Source organism: Tardiphaga sp. (assembly GCF_044340795.1).
GTDB lineage: Bacteria > Pseudomonadota > Alphaproteobacteria > Rhizobiales > Xanthobacteraceae > Tardiphaga.
In genome coordinates this window covers 1-19,233 of record NZ_JBIISY010000111.1, presented here as the reverse complement: position 1 = coordinate 19,233, position 19,233 = coordinate 1, and the positions used below count along the sequence as shown (strand labels likewise).

The 19,233-nt window shown below is 62.6% G+C and carries 18 protein-coding genes; 4 read left to right on the top strand and 14 right to left on the bottom strand.

All coding sequences use genetic code 11. The features are described from left to right. The first annotated feature begins 54 nt into the window (after window positions 1-54). The 3 genes from pxpB to ACIQ17_RS18350 are packed head-to-tail and all read left to right on the top strand — an operon-like array spanning window position 55 to window position 2,608. Window positions 55-786: a 5-oxoprolinase subunit PxpB gene (gene pxpB, locus ACIQ17_RS18360; RefSeq protein WP_398470498.1), complete on the top strand. Its 732-nt coding sequence runs from the start codon at window positions 55-57 to the stop codon at window positions 784-786. Next, complete coding sequence (locus tag ACIQ17_RS18355) at window positions 783-1,820, top strand: biotin-dependent carboxyltransferase family protein (protein WP_398470497.1); 1,038 nt, start codon at window positions 783-785, stop codon at window positions 1,818-1,820. Before pxpB ends, ACIQ17_RS18355 begins: the two co-directional genes overlap by 4 nt. Window positions 1,821-1,837: 17 nt before the next feature. Further along, complete coding sequence (locus ACIQ17_RS18350) at window positions 1,838-2,608, top strand: LamB/YcsF family protein (protein ID WP_398470499.1); 771 nt, start codon at window positions 1,838-1,840, stop codon at window positions 2,606-2,608. A gap of 136 nt (window positions 2,609-2,744) precedes the next feature. Here the strand turns inward: ACIQ17_RS18350 and ACIQ17_RS18345 are convergent, their stop codons facing one another. The 12 genes from ACIQ17_RS18345 to ACIQ17_RS18290 all read right to left on the bottom strand — a co-directional run bounded on the left by ACIQ17_RS18345 (window position 2,745) and on the right by ACIQ17_RS18290 (window position 16,262). Then, entirely contained in the window at window positions 2,745-3,785 is a 1,041-nt protein-coding gene (locus tag ACIQ17_RS18345) for an aliphatic amidase (protein ID WP_398470496.1), read from the bottom strand. A 134-nt stretch (window positions 3,786-3,919) separates the two neighbouring features. Continuing rightward, window positions 3,920-4,864 (bottom strand): ABC transporter substrate-binding protein, encoded by a 945-nt coding sequence (locus tag ACIQ17_RS18340; RefSeq protein ID WP_398470495.1) that lies wholly within the window; start codon window positions 4,862-4,864, stop codon window positions 3,920-3,922. Then, window positions 4,861-5,955, bottom strand: coding sequence for an LLM class flavin-dependent oxidoreductase (locus tag ACIQ17_RS18335; RefSeq protein WP_398470494.1), 1,095 nt, complete (start codon window positions 5,953-5,955; stop codon window positions 4,861-4,863). The genes ACIQ17_RS18340 and ACIQ17_RS18335 overlap by 4 nt, the downstream gene beginning before the upstream one ends. Window positions 5,956-5,983: 28 nt before the next feature. Then, complete coding sequence (locus tag ACIQ17_RS18330; protein ID WP_398470493.1) at window positions 5,984-7,123, bottom strand: acyl-CoA dehydrogenase family protein; 1,140 nt, start codon at window positions 7,121-7,123, stop codon at window positions 5,984-5,986. Window positions 7,124-7,165: 42 nt separating this feature from the next. Continuing rightward, complete coding sequence (locus ACIQ17_RS18325; protein ID WP_398470492.1) at window positions 7,166-7,330, bottom strand: hypothetical protein; 165 nt, start codon at window positions 7,328-7,330, stop codon at window positions 7,166-7,168. Between the two features lie 163 nt (window positions 7,331-7,493). Further along, the gene (locus ACIQ17_RS18320) at window positions 7,494-8,279 is read right to left on the bottom strand and encodes an ABC transporter ATP-binding protein (RefSeq protein ID WP_398470491.1); all 786 of its coding nucleotides are present in this window, start codon (window positions 8,277-8,279) and stop codon (window positions 7,494-7,496) included. Beyond that, on the bottom strand, window positions 8,273-9,313 hold the full coding sequence (locus tag ACIQ17_RS18315) for an ABC transporter permease (RefSeq protein ID WP_398470490.1): 1,041 nt from the start codon (window positions 9,311-9,313) through the stop codon (window positions 8,273-8,275). Before ACIQ17_RS18315 ends, ACIQ17_RS18320 begins: the two co-directional genes overlap by 7 nt. Continuing rightward, entirely contained in the window at window positions 9,291-10,388 is a 1,098-nt protein-coding gene (locus tag ACIQ17_RS18310; protein WP_398470489.1) for an ABC transporter substrate-binding protein, read from the bottom strand. Before ACIQ17_RS18310 ends, ACIQ17_RS18315 begins: the two co-directional genes overlap by 23 nt. Before the next feature lie 413 nt (window positions 10,389-10,801). After that, entirely contained in the window at window positions 10,802-12,397 is a 1,596-nt protein-coding gene (locus ACIQ17_RS18305; protein ID WP_398470488.1) for a sulfite reductase subunit alpha, read from the bottom strand. Further along, window positions 12,394-14,178: a NirA family protein gene (locus ACIQ17_RS18300; RefSeq protein ID WP_398470487.1), complete on the bottom strand. Its 1,785-nt coding sequence runs from the start codon at window positions 14,176-14,178 to the stop codon at window positions 12,394-12,396. Before ACIQ17_RS18300 ends, ACIQ17_RS18305 begins: the two co-directional genes overlap by 4 nt. A 315-nt stretch (window positions 14,179-14,493) precedes the next feature. Continuing rightward, the gene (locus ACIQ17_RS18295; protein WP_398470486.1) at window positions 14,494-15,678 is read right to left on the bottom strand and encodes a CmpA/NrtA family ABC transporter substrate-binding protein; all 1,185 of its coding nucleotides are present in this window, start codon (window positions 15,676-15,678) and stop codon (window positions 14,494-14,496) included. Continuing rightward, window positions 15,675-16,262, bottom strand: a complete 588-nt coding sequence (locus ACIQ17_RS18290) for an ANTAR domain-containing response regulator (RefSeq protein WP_211908313.1) — start codon at window positions 16,260-16,262, stop codon at window positions 15,675-15,677. Before ACIQ17_RS18290 ends, ACIQ17_RS18295 begins: the two co-directional genes overlap by 4 nt. 110 nt (window positions 16,263-16,372) lie before the next feature. On the opposite strand from ACIQ17_RS18290, the gene rimO reads away from it, so the two are divergent. Next, window positions 16,373-17,701, top strand: a complete 1,329-nt coding sequence (gene rimO / locus ACIQ17_RS18285) for a 30S ribosomal protein S12 methylthiotransferase RimO (RefSeq protein ID WP_398470485.1) — start codon at window positions 16,373-16,375, stop codon at window positions 17,699-17,701. Window positions 17,702-17,847: 146 nt separating this feature from the next. On the opposite strand, the gene ACIQ17_RS18280 is transcribed toward rimO, so the two are convergent. Continuing rightward, the gene (locus ACIQ17_RS18280; RefSeq protein WP_398470484.1) at window positions 17,848-18,822 is read right to left on the bottom strand and encodes a quinone oxidoreductase family protein; all 975 of its coding nucleotides are present in this window, start codon (window positions 18,820-18,822) and stop codon (window positions 17,848-17,850) included. 65 nt (window positions 18,823-18,887) lie between these two features. Continuing rightward, on the bottom strand, window positions 18,888-19,233 hold a 346-nt coding region (locus tag ACIQ17_RS18275), incomplete at its 5' end, for a TerC family protein (RefSeq protein ID WP_398470483.1).

The window sequence follows — 19,233 nt, the reverse complement described above, 5'->3', positions numbered from 1 at the left end:
ACTCGCCGGCAAAACGCGTTATGCAGGTGTCGCAAGTGACAGACGTGAGACGCCATGGCCGCAGCTCTCTCCCCGCCCCGCATCCTGCCCTCCGGCGATGCCGCCATCACGGTCGAGTTCAGCCGCACGATCGATGACGAAGCCAATCGCCGCGTCCTCGCGCTCGACAAGCTCGTCACTCCCGAGGGACTGCCGGCCGTCACCGAGACCGTACCGACCTATCGCTCGCTGCTGGTGCATTACGATCCGTTGCAGATCGACTTCGATGCGCTCGGCGAGAAGCTGACCGAGCTTGCACTCAAGCCGCTGCCGGACCCGAAACCCGCGCGACGGTGGCGCATTCCGGTTTCGTATGGCGGCGAGAATGGCATCGATCTCGAAGACGTCGCCAAGGCACTCAACATCACGCCCGATGAGGTCGTGTCGCGCCATGTGGCGGGCGACTACAAGGTTGCCATGATCGGCTTCACGCCGGGCTGGTCCTATCTCTCCGGCTTGCCGAGCGACATGCAGATGGGACGGAGACAGAACCCGCGACTGCTCACGCCGGCCGGCACCATTTCCATCGGCGGCATCCAGACCGGCGTGCAATGCCTGGCTGGTCCCAGCGGCTGGCACCTGCTCGGCCGGACGCCTGTTCGCACCTATCAGCTCGGTCGTGATCCCACTTTCCTGCTCGAGCCTGGCGATGCCATCACCTTCGCCGCGATCGACGACAAGACCTTTGCGGAGCAGGACCGCGCGGCTGAGGCCGGCGAATTCGTTGCCGAGTTGATCCCGTCATGAGCAAGTTGATCGTCGCTTCCGTGAGCCCCGGTACATCGGTGCAGGATATCGGCCGTTTTGGCGCACAGCGCTACGGGCTCGTGCCATCCGGCGCCGTCGATCGCCTTGCGATGGCGGCAGCCAATGCGCTGCTCGGCAATCCGCTTTTCGCTGCCACGCTGGAGCTCGGGCCACTGAATTCCGTTTTCACCGCAAAGGGCGGCGCGGTTCGCGTTGCCCTGACGGGCGCGCTGCGGCCCGCCGATGTCGCCGGTACGCTATTCGCCGTCAATACCACGGTTACACTGGCTGATGGCGAGAGCCTCAATATCGGCGTCGCCCGCTCCGGCACCTTCGGCTATCTCGCCATCGAAGGCGGCGTGCGCGGCGAGCCGATGTTCGGCAGCCTCGCCGTCAATGCCCGCGCCGGCCTCGGCAGTCCCTATCCACGCCCGCTCCAGGCCGCCGACGAATTGCTGGTCGCGACCGCGAGTGCGATGACCGAGAAGCGTATCGAACTTCCCAATCCGGCCGAAGGCCCGATCCGCGTCGTGCTTGGCCCGCAGGACGACGAATTCGCCGAGGGCAAGGACTTGTTCTTCAACAGCGACTGGAAGATTTCGGCCACCAGCGATCGCATGGGCTACCGCCTCGAAGGTCCCGAGATCAAGCATCTGCACGGCCACAACATCGTCTCCGACGGCACCGTGAACGGTTCGATCCAGATACCGGGCAATGGCCAGCCCATCGTGCTGATGCCGGACCGCGGCACATCCGGCGGCTATCCGAAAATCGCGACCGTCATCTCCGCTGATCTCGGCCGCTTCGGCCAGACGCAGCCGGGTATGCCGTTCCGCTTCAAGGCCGTCAGCATGGCGGAAGCGCAGGCGGCGTATCGCGCCTACGCGGAACTGCTGCAGAGCCTTCCGGGCCGCGTCCACGACTCCAACATCCTGATGCTCGACATCAAGGCCCTGCTCAATGCCAATGTCGCAGGCACCGCCATCGACGCCACCAATGACGCGACCTGGCAGGCCGCGGCCGCGAACAGCTAAACAGACCGGGAGAGCCCATCATGACGATCGATCTGAACTGCGACCTCGGCGAAAGCTTTGGCATGTGGGAGATGGGCAACGATGCCGCGATGATCGATCTCGCGACATCGGTGAACATCGCCTGCGGTTATCACGCCGGCGATGCCGATGTGATGCGCAAGACGGTGCAACTGGCCAAGGCGCGCGGCGTGAAGATCGGCGCCCATCCCGGCTATCGCGATCTCCATGGTTTCGGTCGCCGTCCCATTGTCGGGCTCACGGCGCTCGAGATAGAGAACTTGATCGCCTATCAGATCGGCGCGTTGCAGGGCATCGCTGCGATGGAAGGCTACAAGGTCACTCATGTAAAGGCGCATGGCGCCATCTCCAATGTCGCCTGCGAGGACGACATGACTGCCCGCGCGATCGCGGCCGGCATCAAGGCGGTGGACCGCAACCTGACTTTTGTCGTGCTGGCGAATTCAAAGCTCGTCAGCGCCGGTGAAGCCGCTGGCCTGCCGCTGGCGCATGAGGTGTTTGCGGATCGCGCCTATGAGGACAACGGCAATCTGGTCTCCCGCAAGAAGGAAGGCGCAGTGCTGCACGATCCCAAGCTGATCGCGGATCGCGTAGTGAAGATGGCGCAGACCGGCGAAGTCATTTCGATCACAGGCAAGGTCATCAGGATGAAGATGGATACGGTCTGCATCCATGGCGATACCCACGGCGCCGTGGAGATCGGCCGTCAGGTGCGCGCCGGATTGCAGGCCGCAGGGATCGATGTGACGCCGTTCAAGACGGTGCTGTAGTCCACGTGCTCCTTCCGTCCTCATGGTGAGGAGGCGCGAAGCGCCGTCTCGAACCATGAATGGCCTGGCTGGAGCTTGCGGCCATCCTTCGACCGCTCCTCAGCATGAGAGCAGAGTGTGGAAGAACCGCCCTCCCTCACCGATCATTCAACATCCCCTCATGCGGCAGCCCCTCGATCGGGCATTCCTCGACGCCGACGGTTCGTCGCGTGATCGCTTCGACATTTTCGCGGGCCTGATCGGGATTGTTGACCCAGGTCGAGTAGAAGTCGAACGGGCACGCGGCCACGCCCTTGTTGCTTTCGCCTGAATTAATCGTGCCGGTGTAGCCACGATGCAGCAGCTTGAAGAGATGGTTTTCCGACTGGCCGTTGCGGCGGGCGTCGCGGATCAGCGACTTCGACAACGCCGCATACTGGATGCCGTAGTCCTCCTCGCCGCATTCGCCGAGCGTGCGGCCATCGAAGCCGATGATCGCGGAATGGCCGAAATACGAATAGACGCCGTCGAAGCCTGACGCGTTCGCGACGGCCACATAGGTGTTGTTGGCCCAGGCCATCGCCTTGGCCATCAGCACCTGCTGGTCCTTGGCGGGATACATGTAGCCCTGGCAGCGGACGATGAGTTCGGCGCCCTTCATGGCGCAGTCTCGCCAGATCTCGGGATAATTGCCGTCATCGCAGATGATCAACGAGACCTTGAGCCCCTTCGGGCCTTCGGAGACATAGGTGCAATTGCCGGGATACCAGCCCTCGATCGGCACCCATGGCATGATCTTGCGATACTTCTGAACGATCTCGCCTTTGTCGTTCATCAGGATCAACGCGTTGTAGGGCGCCTTGTGCGGATGCTGCTCGTGCTGCTCGCCGGTCAGCGAGAACACGCCCCAGACCTTCGCCTTGCGGCAGGCCTCGGCAAAGATCTCCGTTTCCTGGCCTGGGACCTGAGATGCCGTCTCATACATCTCCTTCTCGTCATACATGATGCCTTGGGTCGAATATTCCGGGAACACGACGAGATCGAGACCGGGCAGACCGATCTTCATGCCGACGATCATGTCGGCGATCTTCTGCGCATTGGCGAGCACCTCGGCCTTGGTGTGCAGCCGCGGCATCTTGTAGTTCACGACTGCGACGCCGACCGCGTCCTTGCTCGATGAGATATCGCCATGATGCATGATCCAGGATCTCCATTTGGCGGTGATCCTGTGCCGGGCATACGAGGCGGGCCATACGTGAATTTACGGATGTGGAGACACCGGCCCCTCACGTCGTCCCGACTGTTGCCGGAACGACGTGCGGGGCCTCGCAACTACAGCCCCGTTCCCTTTGCGATCGCATCGCTGAACGACCGATCGACCAGCGCATCGGCGTCCAGCTTCTGCTTGATGAGGCCGCTTCGCAGATACAGATCGATCGTCTTCTGTTCGTCGGCCACCACACTGTCATCGACCGGAGCGATCCTGACCTGGGCACGGTTCAGCCAGTTGAGCGGCACGGAAGGCGCCACGTTCATCAACTTGCCCCATGTCTGCGCGTAAGCATCCGCATTCTTGAGCGCCCAGGCCCGCGCGGCGGTGAGACGACGGAGATAATCTTCTAGCTCTGAGTGCTTGTCGCGGATTGCATTTGGCGTCGCGACGACAAAGCTCAGCCCCGATGTGAGCCCCTCGGCATTGATGACGACGCGCGACTGGAACAGCACCTCCTCCTGGCTCACATAGGGCTCCCAGGTCGACCACGCATCGACCGAACCGCGGGTATAAGCCACCTTCGCGTCCGATGGCGCGAGAAAGACGATCTGCACGTCACTCGACGTCCAGCCCTTCTTTTCGAGCGCAGCGAGAATGAGCTGATGCCCGATCGAACCGCGTCCCGTAGCAATCTTCTTGCCCTTCAGATCGTCGAAGCTTTTGATCGTGGAGTCTTTCGGGACAAGGACGGCAAGACCGTCACCAGTCTGCCGGATCGCACCAATCGCTTTTACCGGCACATTGGCCGCGGCCGCGAAGGTGAACGGCGCATCGCCGACCAGCCCGCTATCGAGCGCGCCGGCACCGATCGCTTCCAGCAATGGCGCCGCTGCGGCGAATTCCTTCCACTCGATCTTGTAGGGCACATCCTTCAGAACGCCGGAAGCTTCCATCACGGCGCGCGCGTTGCCTTTCTGGTCACCAACGATCAGCGTCGTCTCAGCCCGTGCGGACGTGACGAGCGCCGCCAGTGCTAGACCGGCGGCAAATGCAAGACCTTTCATGCTGCAACAACTCCCTTGTCCGCCTCGCGCGCGACGATCAGCGCACGCGTGGCGGGGATCAGTTCACGACCATAGTCGATGGCATCGATCAGCGGATCGAACCCCCGGATCAGGAAATGGCTGACGCCGAGATCGTAGTAGTCGGCGAACACTTCGGCCACCTGCCCGGGCGTGCCAACCAGCGCCGTGGTGTTGCTGTTCGCGCCGGTCAGCGCCGCCATTTCGGTCCACAGCCGCTTGTCGATACGCGTGCCCTGCTCCGCCAACGCCAGCAGGCGCTTGGCCCCGGCGGTGGCGTGACCATCGGCCGGCTTGCGATAACCGGTCTTATCCTGGAGCGCCGTCGCACGGGTGAGAATGTCGTCAGCCTTGGCCCAGGCCTTTTCCTCGGTCTCGGCGATGATCGGGCGCACAGACAGGCTGAAGCGCGGCGACGGCCGGCCATATTTCTTGGCGGCTGCGCGCACGCGCGCCGTCACGTCGCGCACCTGTGCGTAGGATTCCCCCCAGAGCGCAAAGGTGTCAGCATGCCTGCCGGAGACGTCGATGGCGGCGTCCGATGCGCCGCCGACGAAGACATGGATCGGCACGGTCGGCTTCACCTGTGAGAAGCCGCCCTCGACCTGATAATATTTGCCGTGGTAGTCGAATGGCTTCTCGCTGGACCATTCCTGCTTGATGATGTCGAGCCATTCGCCGGTGCGAGCGTAGCGCTCGTCCTTGTCGTCCAGCGTATTGCCATCCTGCCGCAGCTCTTTGGCATTGCCGCCGGTGATGACATGAAGCGACACGCGGCCACGATGGAAATTCTCGATGGTCGCAAGCTGGCGCGCGATGACCGTTGGCGCGGTGAAACCAGGGCGCTGCGCGATCATCACCTTCAGCTTCTGCGTCACGCCGAGCGCATGCTGGGCGACCTGCAATCCATCCGGCGAGGTTGAGTGGAAAGCAAGCAGCGCGCGATCAAAGCCGGCGAGTTCATGGGCCTTGGCAACTGTCTCGATATACGAGGGATCCAGCACCGGGCCAGAGCGCACGCGGGTTTCGGACGCGTCATTGTTGGTGATGAAACCGATGAATTCGACGGACATGTCTTCCTCCAATTCCGGATGGTGATGATCAGATGCCGAGGGCGCGGCGGCCGGCGGCGATACGGGTGCTGTCGTCCTGTGGTGTGTGCACGCGCCCGCACAGGACGTCGCGATAGAGACGCTCGAGCGGGTTGGCGCGGCTGAGGCCATGATTGCTGGTCAGCGACAGCGCCTCTTCGACAGCGGCGATGGCATTGTTGGTCACGGTCAGCTTGATGATATTGGCCTCGACCGCTTCGAGATGCGCGCCGCTATCGATCTCGGCGGCGAGACTGTTGATTAGTCGCGCGTTCACCGTGAGCTTCGCTTCGATGCCGCCGAGAACCTCCTGCGCGCGCGGCAAGGTCGCCAGTGGCGCGCCGAGACTTGATGGCACGCGGGTCTTCAAGAATGTCAGCAACCAGTCGCGTGCCGCACGCGCCACGCCGTCATAGATCGACCCCAGCAACACGGCCTGTATGGTCGCCTGCTGGATATCGGGCTTGCGCCAGTCTTCCGGTTTGCGCAGCTCGATGACATGATCGGCAGGAATGAGCACGTCCTCGAAGATGACATCGTGGCTGCCGCTGGCACGCAGACCGAGATGATCCCAGGTCTCCACGATTGACGTACCCGGTAGTCCCGCCGGCACGAGAAACAGACCGACCTGGGGCTCCGCATCGTCCGTGCTGGCGAACACGCTGTACCACTTCAGGATCGGCGAACCCGTCGAATAGATCTTGCGCCCTGACAGGCGCCAGCCCTCCGCCGTGCGCCGGGCCTTGGTCGCCGGCCGTCCACCGCGCGACGGCGAGCCGAGATCAGGCTCGACCCGCAGTGTATTGATGAGGGCAACCTCACCGGCATCTGGCACGATCTTGCGAATGAGATGCTGGGGCCAAAGACCGCCGCGTGCAATGATGAGGTGATGCATGTAGTGCATGGTCAGCACCAGAGCGGTGGCCGCATCAGCCTGCCCGATCAGGCCGACCACGCGGGCCGCCTCACTGATCGATGCGCCGCCGCCCCCGAGCGTGCGGGACACCGGGAATCTCAACAACCCGGCGTCAGCGAGCTCGCGAAAATTCTCGAACGGGAAACTGGCATCGCGGTCGTGCTCGCGCGCGCGTTCGGCGAAGCCCGAGACAAGCAGCGATGCCTTGTTAATGGCGTTGGGAGACGCGTCCATGAGTACACTGCCGTGATGGCGATCGCGGAATGCGATCTGGTTTCAAAGCGGCGGAAGCGCGCCTGTTCCAAAGACGATTCCGGCGATAAGCGCGAGTGCGCCGTAAGCGGCCAGCCGATGCAGACGGTCGGACAGACATCGCGCATGGTCGGTCGCCCCCTGCGCCGGACCGTTCTGCTTCATCACGCTGCCCAACTGCTCGATCATGTCGATCTCCTAGCCCACAGATCAGAAAATCCTTCTCCAAACGAGACGCAAGCCCGCGAACGAAATAACGACAGTCGCTCTCAATGGCGCCTGCCGGGAGATATTTTCTTCCCTTCGTCAGAAACGCTGGAGAAGGAATTTTCGCTGCAATCAGCGCATCCCACTACCAGGTGGAATCAAGGCCGAGCAGGCCGAGGAAGTCCCGCCGAAGTTCCGCCAGACGCGGATCGCCGCGATGGCGTGGATACGGTCGATCCACCGTCACGTCCGCCTTCACGCGCGCCGGCCGATCACTGAACACGATGACGCGATTGGCGAGGAACAACGCCTCCTCCACATCATGGGTCACGAGCAAGCCAGTAAATCCACTCCGCTGCCACAGCGAAACCAGTTCCGACTGCATCGTGATGCGGGTCAACGAGTCGAGCTTGCCGAGCGGCTCGTCGAGAATGAGAATGCGGGGATCGTTGACCAGCGCCCGCGCGAGTGCCACACGCTGAGCCATGCCGCCCGAGAGCTGATGCGGATAGGCCTTTCGGAACGCGCCGAGACCGACCAGTTCAATCGCTGCATCCACGCGATGACGCTGCGTCTTCAGCACGCCCTGTGCTTCCAGGCCGAGCGCGACATTGTCCCAAACCGTGCGCCATGGAAACAGGGTTGGATCCTGAAACACCACCACCCGCGACGGATTTGGCCCGCTGATGGCGACACCATCCTCGGCCAGCGTGCCGGCGCGCGGCGGTTCGAGGCCGGCGACGAGCCGCAGCAATGTGGACTTGCCGCAGCCGGAAGGGCCGAGCAATGCGACGAACTCACCGGGCGCGACCTTGATGCTGACATCATCGAGCACCGGCAGCACGCTGCCGTCGATATCGAAGGCATGGCTGACATTGTCGATATCCAGCGACGCGCCGCTGGATTGGAAGGCCTTTGCGAGCGCTACCATTTGACGACTCCCTTCTGCCAGACCAGCAGCCGGTCACGGACGCGGAACAGCAGCGTGATGGCACCGGAGCACAGCAGCGACATCACGATCAGTGCCGCATACATGTTGTTGTAGGAGGCCCAGCCCTGCGCCCATTGCAAATACCAGCCGAGGCCGGCCTTCACGCCGATCATCTCGGCGACGACCAGCACCGCAAAGGATGCGCCAAGGCCCATAAACAGGCCTACGAACACATGCGGCAGTGCCGCCGGTATCGCGACCTTGGTGACCAGGAAGGCCGGTTTGGCACCGAGCGTGCGGGCCACGTCGTAATAGGCGCTGCTTACACTGGCGACACCGGACCAGGTCAAAACCGTCACCGGAAAGCCGGTGGCAAGCGCGATCAGGAAGGTCGAGGCGCTCCAGCTGGACGGGAACGTAAAGAAGGCGATCGGCAGCCACGCTGTCGCCGGCAGCGGGCCGATGAAGCGCAGGATCGGATGCACCCAGTAGCCGGCGAGACGCGACCATCCGATGGAGACGCCGGTGAGAAAACCGACGGCCGCGCCGATGAAATAGCCGCCGAGTTGCAGCTTGATCGATGCAATCACGCTATCGAACAGTTTTGGAAAGTCGTCGGTATAGACTTCGATGATCGATTGCGGCGGTGGGAAGAAAGGCAGCGGCAGCCAGCCAAATTTGGCCGTCGCAACCTCCCACAGCGTCAGGAATGCGCCGATGGCGAGCAGCCAGGGCGCCCGCCTCTGGACGCCCTCGCCGAAGCGGCCAAGCGCCGTATGCGCGGTCGTTGCAATGATGATCAAGGCAGCAACCGCGAATGCTACATAGGCGACCGCCTCCGTGCGGGACCAGTCGCCGATATCCGGCCAATGCAGGCTCGCATAGCCGAAGGCGAGCCAGGTGAGCCCTGCCCCTATTCCCGCAACCGTCGGCCGGAGTTTGCTCGCGAATGTCAGGCCACCATCGCCAGCAATCACGAGGCTCTCGCGGTCTGCGCCGACCGGCGCAATATCAGACGCGGAATACGTCGGCATAGATGCGCTCCGCAAATTTGGCGGTGTCGGTGTTCGGCTTGAATACGGAGACCTGCTTGAGTTCGTCCGCATAGGTCTTCAACTCGCGCTTGAGCTGATCGCCGACTGGATGATGATGGTGGGTATGGTATTTCACCATGCCCTGTAGATCCTCAATGGTGGCGGCCTTCGGTGCATAAGGCTGGAACGATGCCGCCGCCTTCTCCGGATTTTGCGAAGCGAACATCGCCGCATCGAGCAGTGCCTGGGTCAAAGCCCGCGCAACCAGCGGCTCGGCACGCAACAGGCTGCCGCGCACGCCGACGATGCAGCAGCTGATGTCGCGATATGGGCCGTCGAGGTTGGAACCGACCTCTCTGAGCGAGCCGTCCTTGAGCCAGAGATAAGCGAGCGGATCGGAAGCCAGGCCGATCTGCGCCTCGCCCTTCTCGAGCGCGAGCTGCACGAGGTTGCCGGGGAATTGCCGCCATTCGACATCCTTCTCCGGATTGATGCCGGCTTTGGCCAGCTGGATCGAGAAGAAGTTCTTGTCGGGGCCGGCCATGTCGCCGACCGCAATCACCTTGCCCTTGAAATCAGCGATGCCCTTGATGTCCGACTTCGCGGGCGTCAGCGCGCGCATGCAGCCGCCATGGGTGCCGGCAACGATCTTGACATCAAACCCCTGCTCCAGCGGCTTGAGCCAGCGCAAGGCCATGCCCAACCCTGCATCGGACTTTCCGGTGGCGATCGCTTCGAGGAGCTGATCGGTGGAGCCGCTGTAATTCACCAGCTCGATGTCAAGATTTTGCTTGGCAAAGAAGCCGTGGTCGATGGCGACCGGCAAAGGCGCGAGGCAAACAGCGCCGGCGTTCCATGACAGCTTCAATTTGCGCGGGGCACCGGTGAGCGCCGGTGCATCGGACGATGCCTTGCAGATCGGGAATTCGGAAAAATCGATGGGCGAGGCCTGCCTGAATGGAAAGGCCTGTGCGCCCCAGACGCCAAGCGGTGCCGCAAAGGCGGCCGCCGCACCTGCCCCGAGCAACGTGCGGCGGCTCAAGCGCTGTGCGCGCTGATGGTCATCGTCAGACATATCGTCTCCCTGGATGAGGCACAGCACGGCCCCTTAGCGCAACGCATGGCGTTGCAGCTCGCGCTGATGCGATGGTGAACTATTTTGGCGGTTGGTGCGGCGTGGTCGTCATTCGACTCTCACACCGCCGTTGTTGACGGTGCGAGGATGCGCAGCGCGGACGCATGGGGTCAATGAAATGGAATTTTCAATGTCGCGGACGTTAGAGAGATTATCTCCAACGGATGTGGCCGCGAGGAGAGAACGCGATTTAACGCCATCCATGCGTTCTACGCGCGATCAAGCTGGAGCAAGATCGTTCTCACCCCTTCCGCTCCTCATGGTGAGGAGGCGTACTTGCGCCATCTCGAACCACGAGATGCAGATGCTCCGAGCCTGCGGCGGGTTGCCGAGGATGAGGACCGGGGGGAGGCTCAGTACACGTCGAGCTGGAAACGTCCCTTCTTCTTCAATTCGCTGACAAATGCCACAGCTTCATCGATCGATCTCGCACCATGCTGCGCGGTGACATCCACCAGCGCACGCTCGACATCCTTGGCCATGCGCTTGGCATCGCCGCAGACATAGACATGGGCGCCTTCGGCCAGCCACGTCCACAGATCGCGACCGACTTCACGCATGCGGTCCTGCACGTAGAACTTCTCGCCGGTGTCGCGCGACCAAGCGAGCGAGAGGCGCGTGAGAAAGCCGTCATTCTTCATGCCATTGAGTTCATCGGCATAGAAGAAATCCGACGCACTGCGCTGATGGCCAAAGAACAGCCAGTTCCTGCCGGGCGCCTTGACCGCCTTGCGGTCGTGCAGGAAAGCGCGGAACGGCGCGATGCCGGTACCCGGCCCGACCATGATGATCGGCGTTTCCGAATTTTCCGGCAACGCGAAGCCATGGGCCTTCTGCACATAGACCTTGAGTTCGTCGCCGGGCTTGATGCGATCGGCGAGGAAACTGGAGGCCAGGCCATGACGCTTGCGCTTGCCAATGACATAGCGAACCGCATCGACGGTGAGCGACAGCTTTCCCGGCGTCGCATTGTGCGAGGACGAGATCGAATAGAGCCGCGGCTGCAGCGGCTCCAGTGCCTCGATGAAGGCCTCCGGGTGCGGACGCACATTCGGAAACTTCTGCAACGCCGCCATTACATCGAGCGTCGCGGCGTCGCCATCGGGGTCCTCTCCCTGCGCCAGCGCACGCGCCTTGGCGCGATGGGCGCCGCCGGTGAGATAGGACATCAGTTCGAACAGGCTGTCTGGCGCCGGCGCCAGCGAGACATCGTGCTGCAGGACCTCACGCAGCGTCTTGCCGCGGACTTCGGTCGTATGCGAGGCGCCGAGCAACGCAATGATCTGGTCGACATGGCCGAGATCATTGCTGGCAAAGACGCCAAAGCTGTCGCCGACCACGTAATCGAGCGCGCAGCCGGAGAGGTCGAAATCGATGTGCCAGGTCTCCTTTTCCGAACCCGCGCCATTGAGCAGGCGCCGGCCAAGGAAGATCGCCGGTGCCGGATTGTCGCGCGAGCGGCCAAGCGTCGACGGATCCGGCGCAGCCGCCTCAGCCGGCTCGGAAATTGCGGCCGGGGCTGCACCGGCGGCCGGCGCCTTGTCGAGCTCCTCATAGAGCGACTTCAGCATCCGCGCGGTTTCCTTGCCGCCAGGGACGCAGAGATTGAGACGCGGCTCGGCCTTGCTGGCGATGGCGTCGGAATAGTCGTTGCAGTTATAGCCGCACTGGCCGCAGTCCTGCTGCGCCATCGCCGCCATCATCTTGCGGCGGACCGGTTTGCCTTCGGCAAGCTTCATGCGGTCGCCGATCGGCATGGTCTGGTCATGCCACGGCGCTCCGTCGTCCTCCTCCATGATGGCAGCGCCCTGCTCCACCGATAGCGGCGTCGCCGGGGCATCGGACAGAAGACCGGCGAAGAAGCCATTCAGCCATGAGCGCTGCGCTTCGGAAAACGGCGCCGAGGACGGGATGATGTCAAGTTTGGGAGGCGTCACCATCTGGTTCATGCGGAGACCTCGTCAGCGAGCTTGCGTAACGCAGCCGCATCATGGCGGCGCGAGAATGTGAGGAAAGTTTCGTCGGCCGCGGCGCGGTTGGCGAGATAGGCTTTCAGCAGCTTCTCGATGACGAGAGGCGCGTCCTCGGATTTGACGTTCTGATAGAGCTCCTGCCCCACATCGGCCTGTGGGCCAAAACCGCCGCCGGTGAAAATGTGAAAACCATCGACGGCGTCGTCGCTGTCCTCAACCTGGACGCGCGCGCCGATCATGCCGATGTCACTGATGTAGTGCTGCGCGCAGGAGTGATGGCAGCCGGTGAGATGGATGTTGATCGGCGTGTCCACCTCGACGCGGGTGTCGCACCATTCGGCGATATTGGTGGCGGTCTGCTTCGTATCGGCATTGCCAAACTTGCAGCCGGCGCGGCCGGTGCAGGCGATCAGGCCGGCGCGGATTTCCGTGGTCTTCACGGTCAGCCCGATCGCCTCGATGGCGGCGATGGCTAGCGCGACATTGGCGTCCTTCACGCCGGGTATGAGCAGGTTCTGCCACACGGTCAGCCGGATATCGCCATCGCCGAGATCGGCCGCGATTCTGGCGAGGCCGCGCATCTGGTTCGATGTCATCTTGCCGAGCGGCAGCACGACGCCAATCCAGTTGAGCCCGTCCTGCTTCTGCTTGTGCACGCCGATATGCGCGGTGCGATCAAACACTGGCCGCGGCAGCAGCGCATCGGCTGCAGTGCGCGTGAACGGCGCGCCGAGCTTCTCCTCGACCAGGACGAGAAACTTCTCCATACCCATGCCGTCGATGACGTATTTGAGCCGCGCCTTCAGCCGGTTGGTGCGGTCGCCGAGGTCGATGAAGACGCGCACGATGGCGTCGGAGACTTTCGTTGCGTCCTCCGGCTTTACGATGATGCCCGTGTCGGCGGCAAAATCCTTGTGACCGGTGATCCCGCCGATGCCAAGCTTGAACCAGACGCCAGGCGCAACGCCAAAACCGTCCTTCACCTCGACGGCCTGAAAGGCGATGTCATTGGTGTCTTCCAGCACCGCGATCCTTCCGGCGCCATCGAAAGCGACGTTGAATTTGCGCGGCAGGCCGTAAAGCGAGCGGTCGTTGAGAATGTGATAGTGCCACTCGCGCGCATAGGGCCGGGTGTCGAGCAGTTCCTGCGGATCGATGCCGGCGGTCGGCGTGCCCGTGACATTGCGGATATTGTCGGCGCCGGAGCCGCGCGAGCAAAGACCGAGATCCTGTATGCCCTCGATCAGCTTCACTGCGTTCTTCGGCGGGATCTCACGCACCTGCAAATTGGCCCGGGTGGTGACGTGGCTGAACGGGCCGCAGAGTTCATCGCTGAGATCGGCGAGGCCGGACAACTGCCAGTGCTTCATGATCCCGTTCGGGATGCGCAGGCGCGACATGTAGCTGTCCTGCGTCGGCCCGACATAGAAGATACCATAATAACGCCAGCGGAAATTGTCGGCGGGCGACGGCCGCGCATCGGCGGCCGCCTGTTCACGCAGCCGCGGATAGGCATCGAACGGATGCTCCTCTCGCTTCCACTTCTCCTGATCGACGAGCTTCTTGCCGGCGGCCGTGGTGCGGTCCTGGGCCTTGATATGCGACGCATCGGGCCCAGTCGGTTCGGCATTGGCTTTTGCCGCCGTGGTGCCGCCAAGACCCTTGCCGACGCGGCTGATCTGCAGGCCGGTCGTAAAACCTTCGAGATAGCGCTTCTGCTCGTCGGAGAAGTCGATGGGGAGAGGTTCGATTTTCATGCAGCGACGAAGCTCCTGCGAGGCAACGGGATGTGACGGACAGGACCGCTCCGCATCAGCCGACCGCTTCTGGCCGGTTTGAATTGGAGGGCGGTCCGATCAGCCTCGTTGCTGCGGATATCCATCTGGGATGGCCAGCAGACATCAGCGGGTGCCGGCAATTAGAGACATTCAAGTCTCATGCCAGCCACCCGGGTTCGGATTTCGTATTTATTTCAACGGCATGAGCGAATCGGACGGAACCACGCGGCGCGCCGATGCGGCGTTGTTGCACTGCACGCACAATAATTAGGCGACGCCCAATCGTGCGGCGTCTCAACCCTTCAGATGTGCAATCTCGAAGGCGGCGAGATGCGCCTCGATATTGGCGGGATCGAAAGCCGGCCCGGCAAACGCACCGACCGGATCGCCAGCGTGATCAGCACCATCCGCCGGCGTGCCCACCGCGGCGTCGTAGAGATCGGGCCGGAACACCGCTTTTGCCGTGGCCAGCGCTTCCGGGCTGATCGCCGTCTGGCCCCAGCGCACCATCTGGGCATAGAGCCATGCCGCCTGCGCCGGATCGGGTCGCCCGGCGCTCTCGCGGCCGACCAGCAGATAACGGCTGCTCTCGCGCCAGGTGCCATCCGGTGAGATCTTGAGCTTGCCGTCCAGCGTCCGCTGCAGAACTTCGGGCGACACGCCGATATGTTCGGGTTTTGCCAGAATGGCCGTGACCTCGTCGCGGTTCTCCCGCGCTTCGATGAAGGCTGCCGCCTTCACATGCGCACGCGTCAGAGCAGCCACCACGTCAGGGTTCTTGTCTGCCCACACCTGCCGCATCGCCAGCACCTTTTCCGCCGCGCGCTGCAGGATGTCCGAAGCGAAATGCAGGATATGGCCGATGCCGAGATCGACGGCCATCGAGTTCCAGGGAGCGCCGACGCAAAACGCATCCACGTGTCCGTTGGCAAGGCTGTCCACCATGTAAGGCGGCGGCAGCACGACAAGGCGCACGTCCTCGTCGGGATCGACACCGCCAGCCGCCATCCAGAAGCGGAGCTGGTAATTGTGCGTGGAGAACGGGAAAGTCATTCCAAAAGTCAGCGGATCCGCCCCTGCCCGCGCCCGTGCCACAACCACGCGGTTCAGCGCCTGCGCGGTCGCCATTGGATCGGCATAATTGGGATCGGCAGGGTCGCCATCCAGCTCCGACATGATCGCCGCGTGGAGGGCCGGCGACACCGTGATGGCATTGCCATTGATGCCGAGATTGAACGGCGCCACGATTGGCACCTTGACGTGGCCGAGCCCGAGGCTTGAGGCGATGGCGACGGGCGCCAAGAGATGCGCAGCCTCGAACAGGCCGATATTGAGCTTGTCGCGAACATTCGACCACGACACTTCGCGGACCAGCTCGACAGCGAGCCCCTCGTCCTTCGCAAAGCCCTTGTCGACAGCGACGATCAACGCTGCGGCGTCGACCAGCGGGATGAAACCGATGCGAAGCGGATGGGTCATTTCAAAAGCTCCGCTGCGGTGATGATCGATTGCGCGATCTCGCCGATCTTCTTCTTTTCGCGCATCGCGGTCGAGCGCAGCAGCACATAGGCCTCCTCTTCATTGAGGCCCTTGAGCTTCATCACGATGCCTTTGGCGCGGTCGATGATCTTGCGCTCTTCCAGCGCTGACTTGGTACGCTCGAGCTCGTCCTGCAGCTTGGAGAAGGCGTTGAAGCGCGAGATGCAGAGATCAAGGATCGGCTTGATCCGCTCCTTCTTCAACCCGTCCACGATGTAGGAGGATACCCCCGCATCCACGGAAGCTCGGGCCGACTCGGCGTCGCTCTGGTCGACAAACATGGCGACCGGCCGGCGCACCGCGCGGGAGACTTGGAACATTTGTTCCAGCACGTCGCGGCTCGGATTTTCGAGGTCGATCAGGATAACCTCGGGGTCCAGCTGGTAAATCCGGGCCAGCAGGTTCTGCATTTCCCGAATGTGATGCACATCGCCATAGCCAGCCTCGCGCAGTCCTTCTTCAAGGATGGCGGCCCGGATCGGGCTTTCATCGACGATGACGATCTTGGGCGACTTGTCGGGCATCGGGCTCTCGGCTGGATACCCCCTCCATAGCATGAGGCGCTGCGGCATAAAGCCTTGTATTTATAGGCAAATGGGACTACGTGCTGCCCTTCAATCAGGCAGATCGAATAATGCAACAGGCCGCCGCGCCCAAAATCTCGTTTGTGTCCCTGGGATGCCCCAAAGCCTTGGTGGATTCCGAGCGCATCATCACGCGCCTGCGCGCCGAAGGCTATGAGCTCGCCCGCAAGCATGACGGCGCCGACGTCGTTATCGTCAACACTTGCGGCTTCCTCGACAGCGCCAAGCAGGAGTCGCTGGGTGCCATCGGCGAGGCCATGGCCGTCAACGGCAAGGTGATCGTCACCGGCTGCATGGGCGCCGAGCCCGAGCAGATCGAGGCGGCCTACCCGAACGTGCTGTCGATCACCGGCCCGCAGCAATATGAAAGCGTGCTGGACGCGGTGCATCGCGCGCTGCCGCCGGTGCACAATCCGCATATCGATCTGGTCCCGCCGCAGGGCATCAAGCTGACGCCGCGGCACTACGCCTATCTGAAGATCTCCGAAGGCTGCAACAATCGCTGCACCTTCTGCATCATCCCGAAGCTGCGCGGCGATCTCGTCTCGCGATCCGCCAAGGATGTGCTGCTTGAGGCCGAGAAGCTGGTGAAGGCCGGCGTCAAGGAACTGCTGGTGGTGTCGCAGGACACCTCGGCTTACGGCGTCGACATCAAATATGCCGAGAGCCCGTGGAAGGACCGCAGCGTCCGCGCCAAGTTCTACGACCTCGCGAAAGAGCTCGGCGAACTCGGCGCCTGGGTGCGTCTCCAGTATGTCTATCCCTATCCGCATGTGGATGAGGTCATCGGCCTGATGACCCCCGGCAGCAATGTGCTGCCCTATCTGGACATCCCGTTCCAGCATGCGGCGCCGAACGTGCTGAAGGCCATGAAGCGCCCGGCCGCACAGGACAAGACGCTCAATCGCATCAAGGCCTGGCGCGAACAATGCCCGGACCTCGTGCTGCGCTCGACCTTCATCGTCGGCTTCCCCGGTGAGACCGAGGATGATTTCCAGTATCTGCTGGACTGGCTGGACGAAGCCCAGATCGACCGCGTCGGCGCGTTCAAATACGAGCCGGTGGCAGGAGCTGTCTCGAACGGCATCGGCCTCGATGTACCGGCCGAGCTGAAGCAGCAACGTTGGAACGCGCTGATGGAACGCCAGCAGAAGATCTCCGCGCGCCGCCTCAAGCGCAAGGTCGGAACACGGCAGCAGGTCATCATCGACGAGGTCGGCCCGACCGTATCGAAGGGCCGCTCCAAGACCGACGCGCCGGAGATCGACGGCGCCGTCTATGTAACGGCGCGCCGGCCGCTGAAGGTCGGCGAGATCGTCACCGCCAAGATCGAGCGTGCGGATAACTACGACCTGCACGGGACCGTGGCGGGGTTTTAAGGAAACTCTGTCCTCATCCTGAGGAGCGGCCATCTTCGGCCGCGTCTCGAAGGATGGCCGCGAGCGCCAGCCCCGGCCAGCTCATGGTTCGAGACGGCGCCGAAGACGGCGCCTCCTCACCATGAGGGCTGAGTGTCAGGACTGCATCACACCTTCAAGATCACCGCGCCCGTCGTCTTGCGCGCTTCCAGATCGGTATGCGCTTTCGCCGCATCCTTCAGCGCGTAAGCGTGATTGATCGGCACGTGCAACTTGCCGTCGATGACCGCCGAGAACAGCGTATCGGCGCCCTCCAGCAGATCCTTGCGCTTGGCGACGTAGTCATTGAGCTTCGGTCGCGTTGCGAATAGCGAGCCGTGATTGTTGAGCTCGGCGATCGGAAATGGCGGCACCGGACCGGAGGCATTGCCGAACGACACCCAGAGACCGAGCGGCCGCAGGCATGACAGCGAACCGGGATAGGTCGTCTTGCCGACGCCATCATAGACGACGTCGCAGAGTTCACCGCGGGTAATCTGCTTCACGCGATCAACGAAATTTTCCTCGTTGTAATAGATGACGTGATCGCAGCCATTGGCGAGCGCCAGTTCGCCCTTTTCCTTCGAACCCACGGTGCCGATCACCTGCGCGCCCATGGCCTTGGCCCATTGGCAGGCCAGCAGGCCGATGCCGCCGGCGGCTGCGTGGATCAACACACGGTGATGCGACTCGACCTTGAAGGTCTTGTGCAGCAGATACCAGACCGTGAGGCCCTTGAGCATCAGCACCGCGCCCTGTTCGTACGTGATGCGGTCCGGCAGCTTGACCAGGCGATCGGCAGCAAAAACGCGCTCGGCCGCGTAGCTGCCCAGCGCGGAATAATAGGCGACGCGATCGCCGGGATGGAAACCGGTGACGCCCGGCCCGACACTGACCACCTCACCTGAGGCCTCATTGCCGGCAATAAAAGGAAGCTGTGGCGCCTTGTAGAGGCCGGTGCGGAAATAGGTGTCGATGAAATTGACGCCGATGCAGTGCTGGCGAATACGTACCTCGCCCGCGCCCGGCGCCGGCACTTCCACGTCTTCATAGGTCAACACTTCCGGTCCGCCAACCTGATGGACGCGCATGGCCTTTGTCATCGTTCAATCTCCCTGAATGTCTTTGGGCACAAGCGATACCAATGGCCTGGAGATGTCAACCGGCACTACCCGGCCAGCTTGCGGCGGTTGCGTTTGGCGAGGATGTTGAACAATTCCACCGCGGCGGAGAACAGGATGGCGAAATAGATATAGCCGCGCGGAATATGGAATTTGAATCCATCCGCCACCAGCGACACGCCAATCAGCACCAGGAAGGCGAGCGCCAGCATTTTCGTGGTCGGATAGCTCGCCACGAAACGCGCCACGGGGCCGGACGACACATACATCACCGCACAGGCGATGATGACGGCCGCCACCATGATTTCGATATCCTGCGCCATGCCAATGGCGGTGATGATGCTGTCGAGCGAGAACACGAGATCGACGACCACGACCTGCAGGATCACCCAG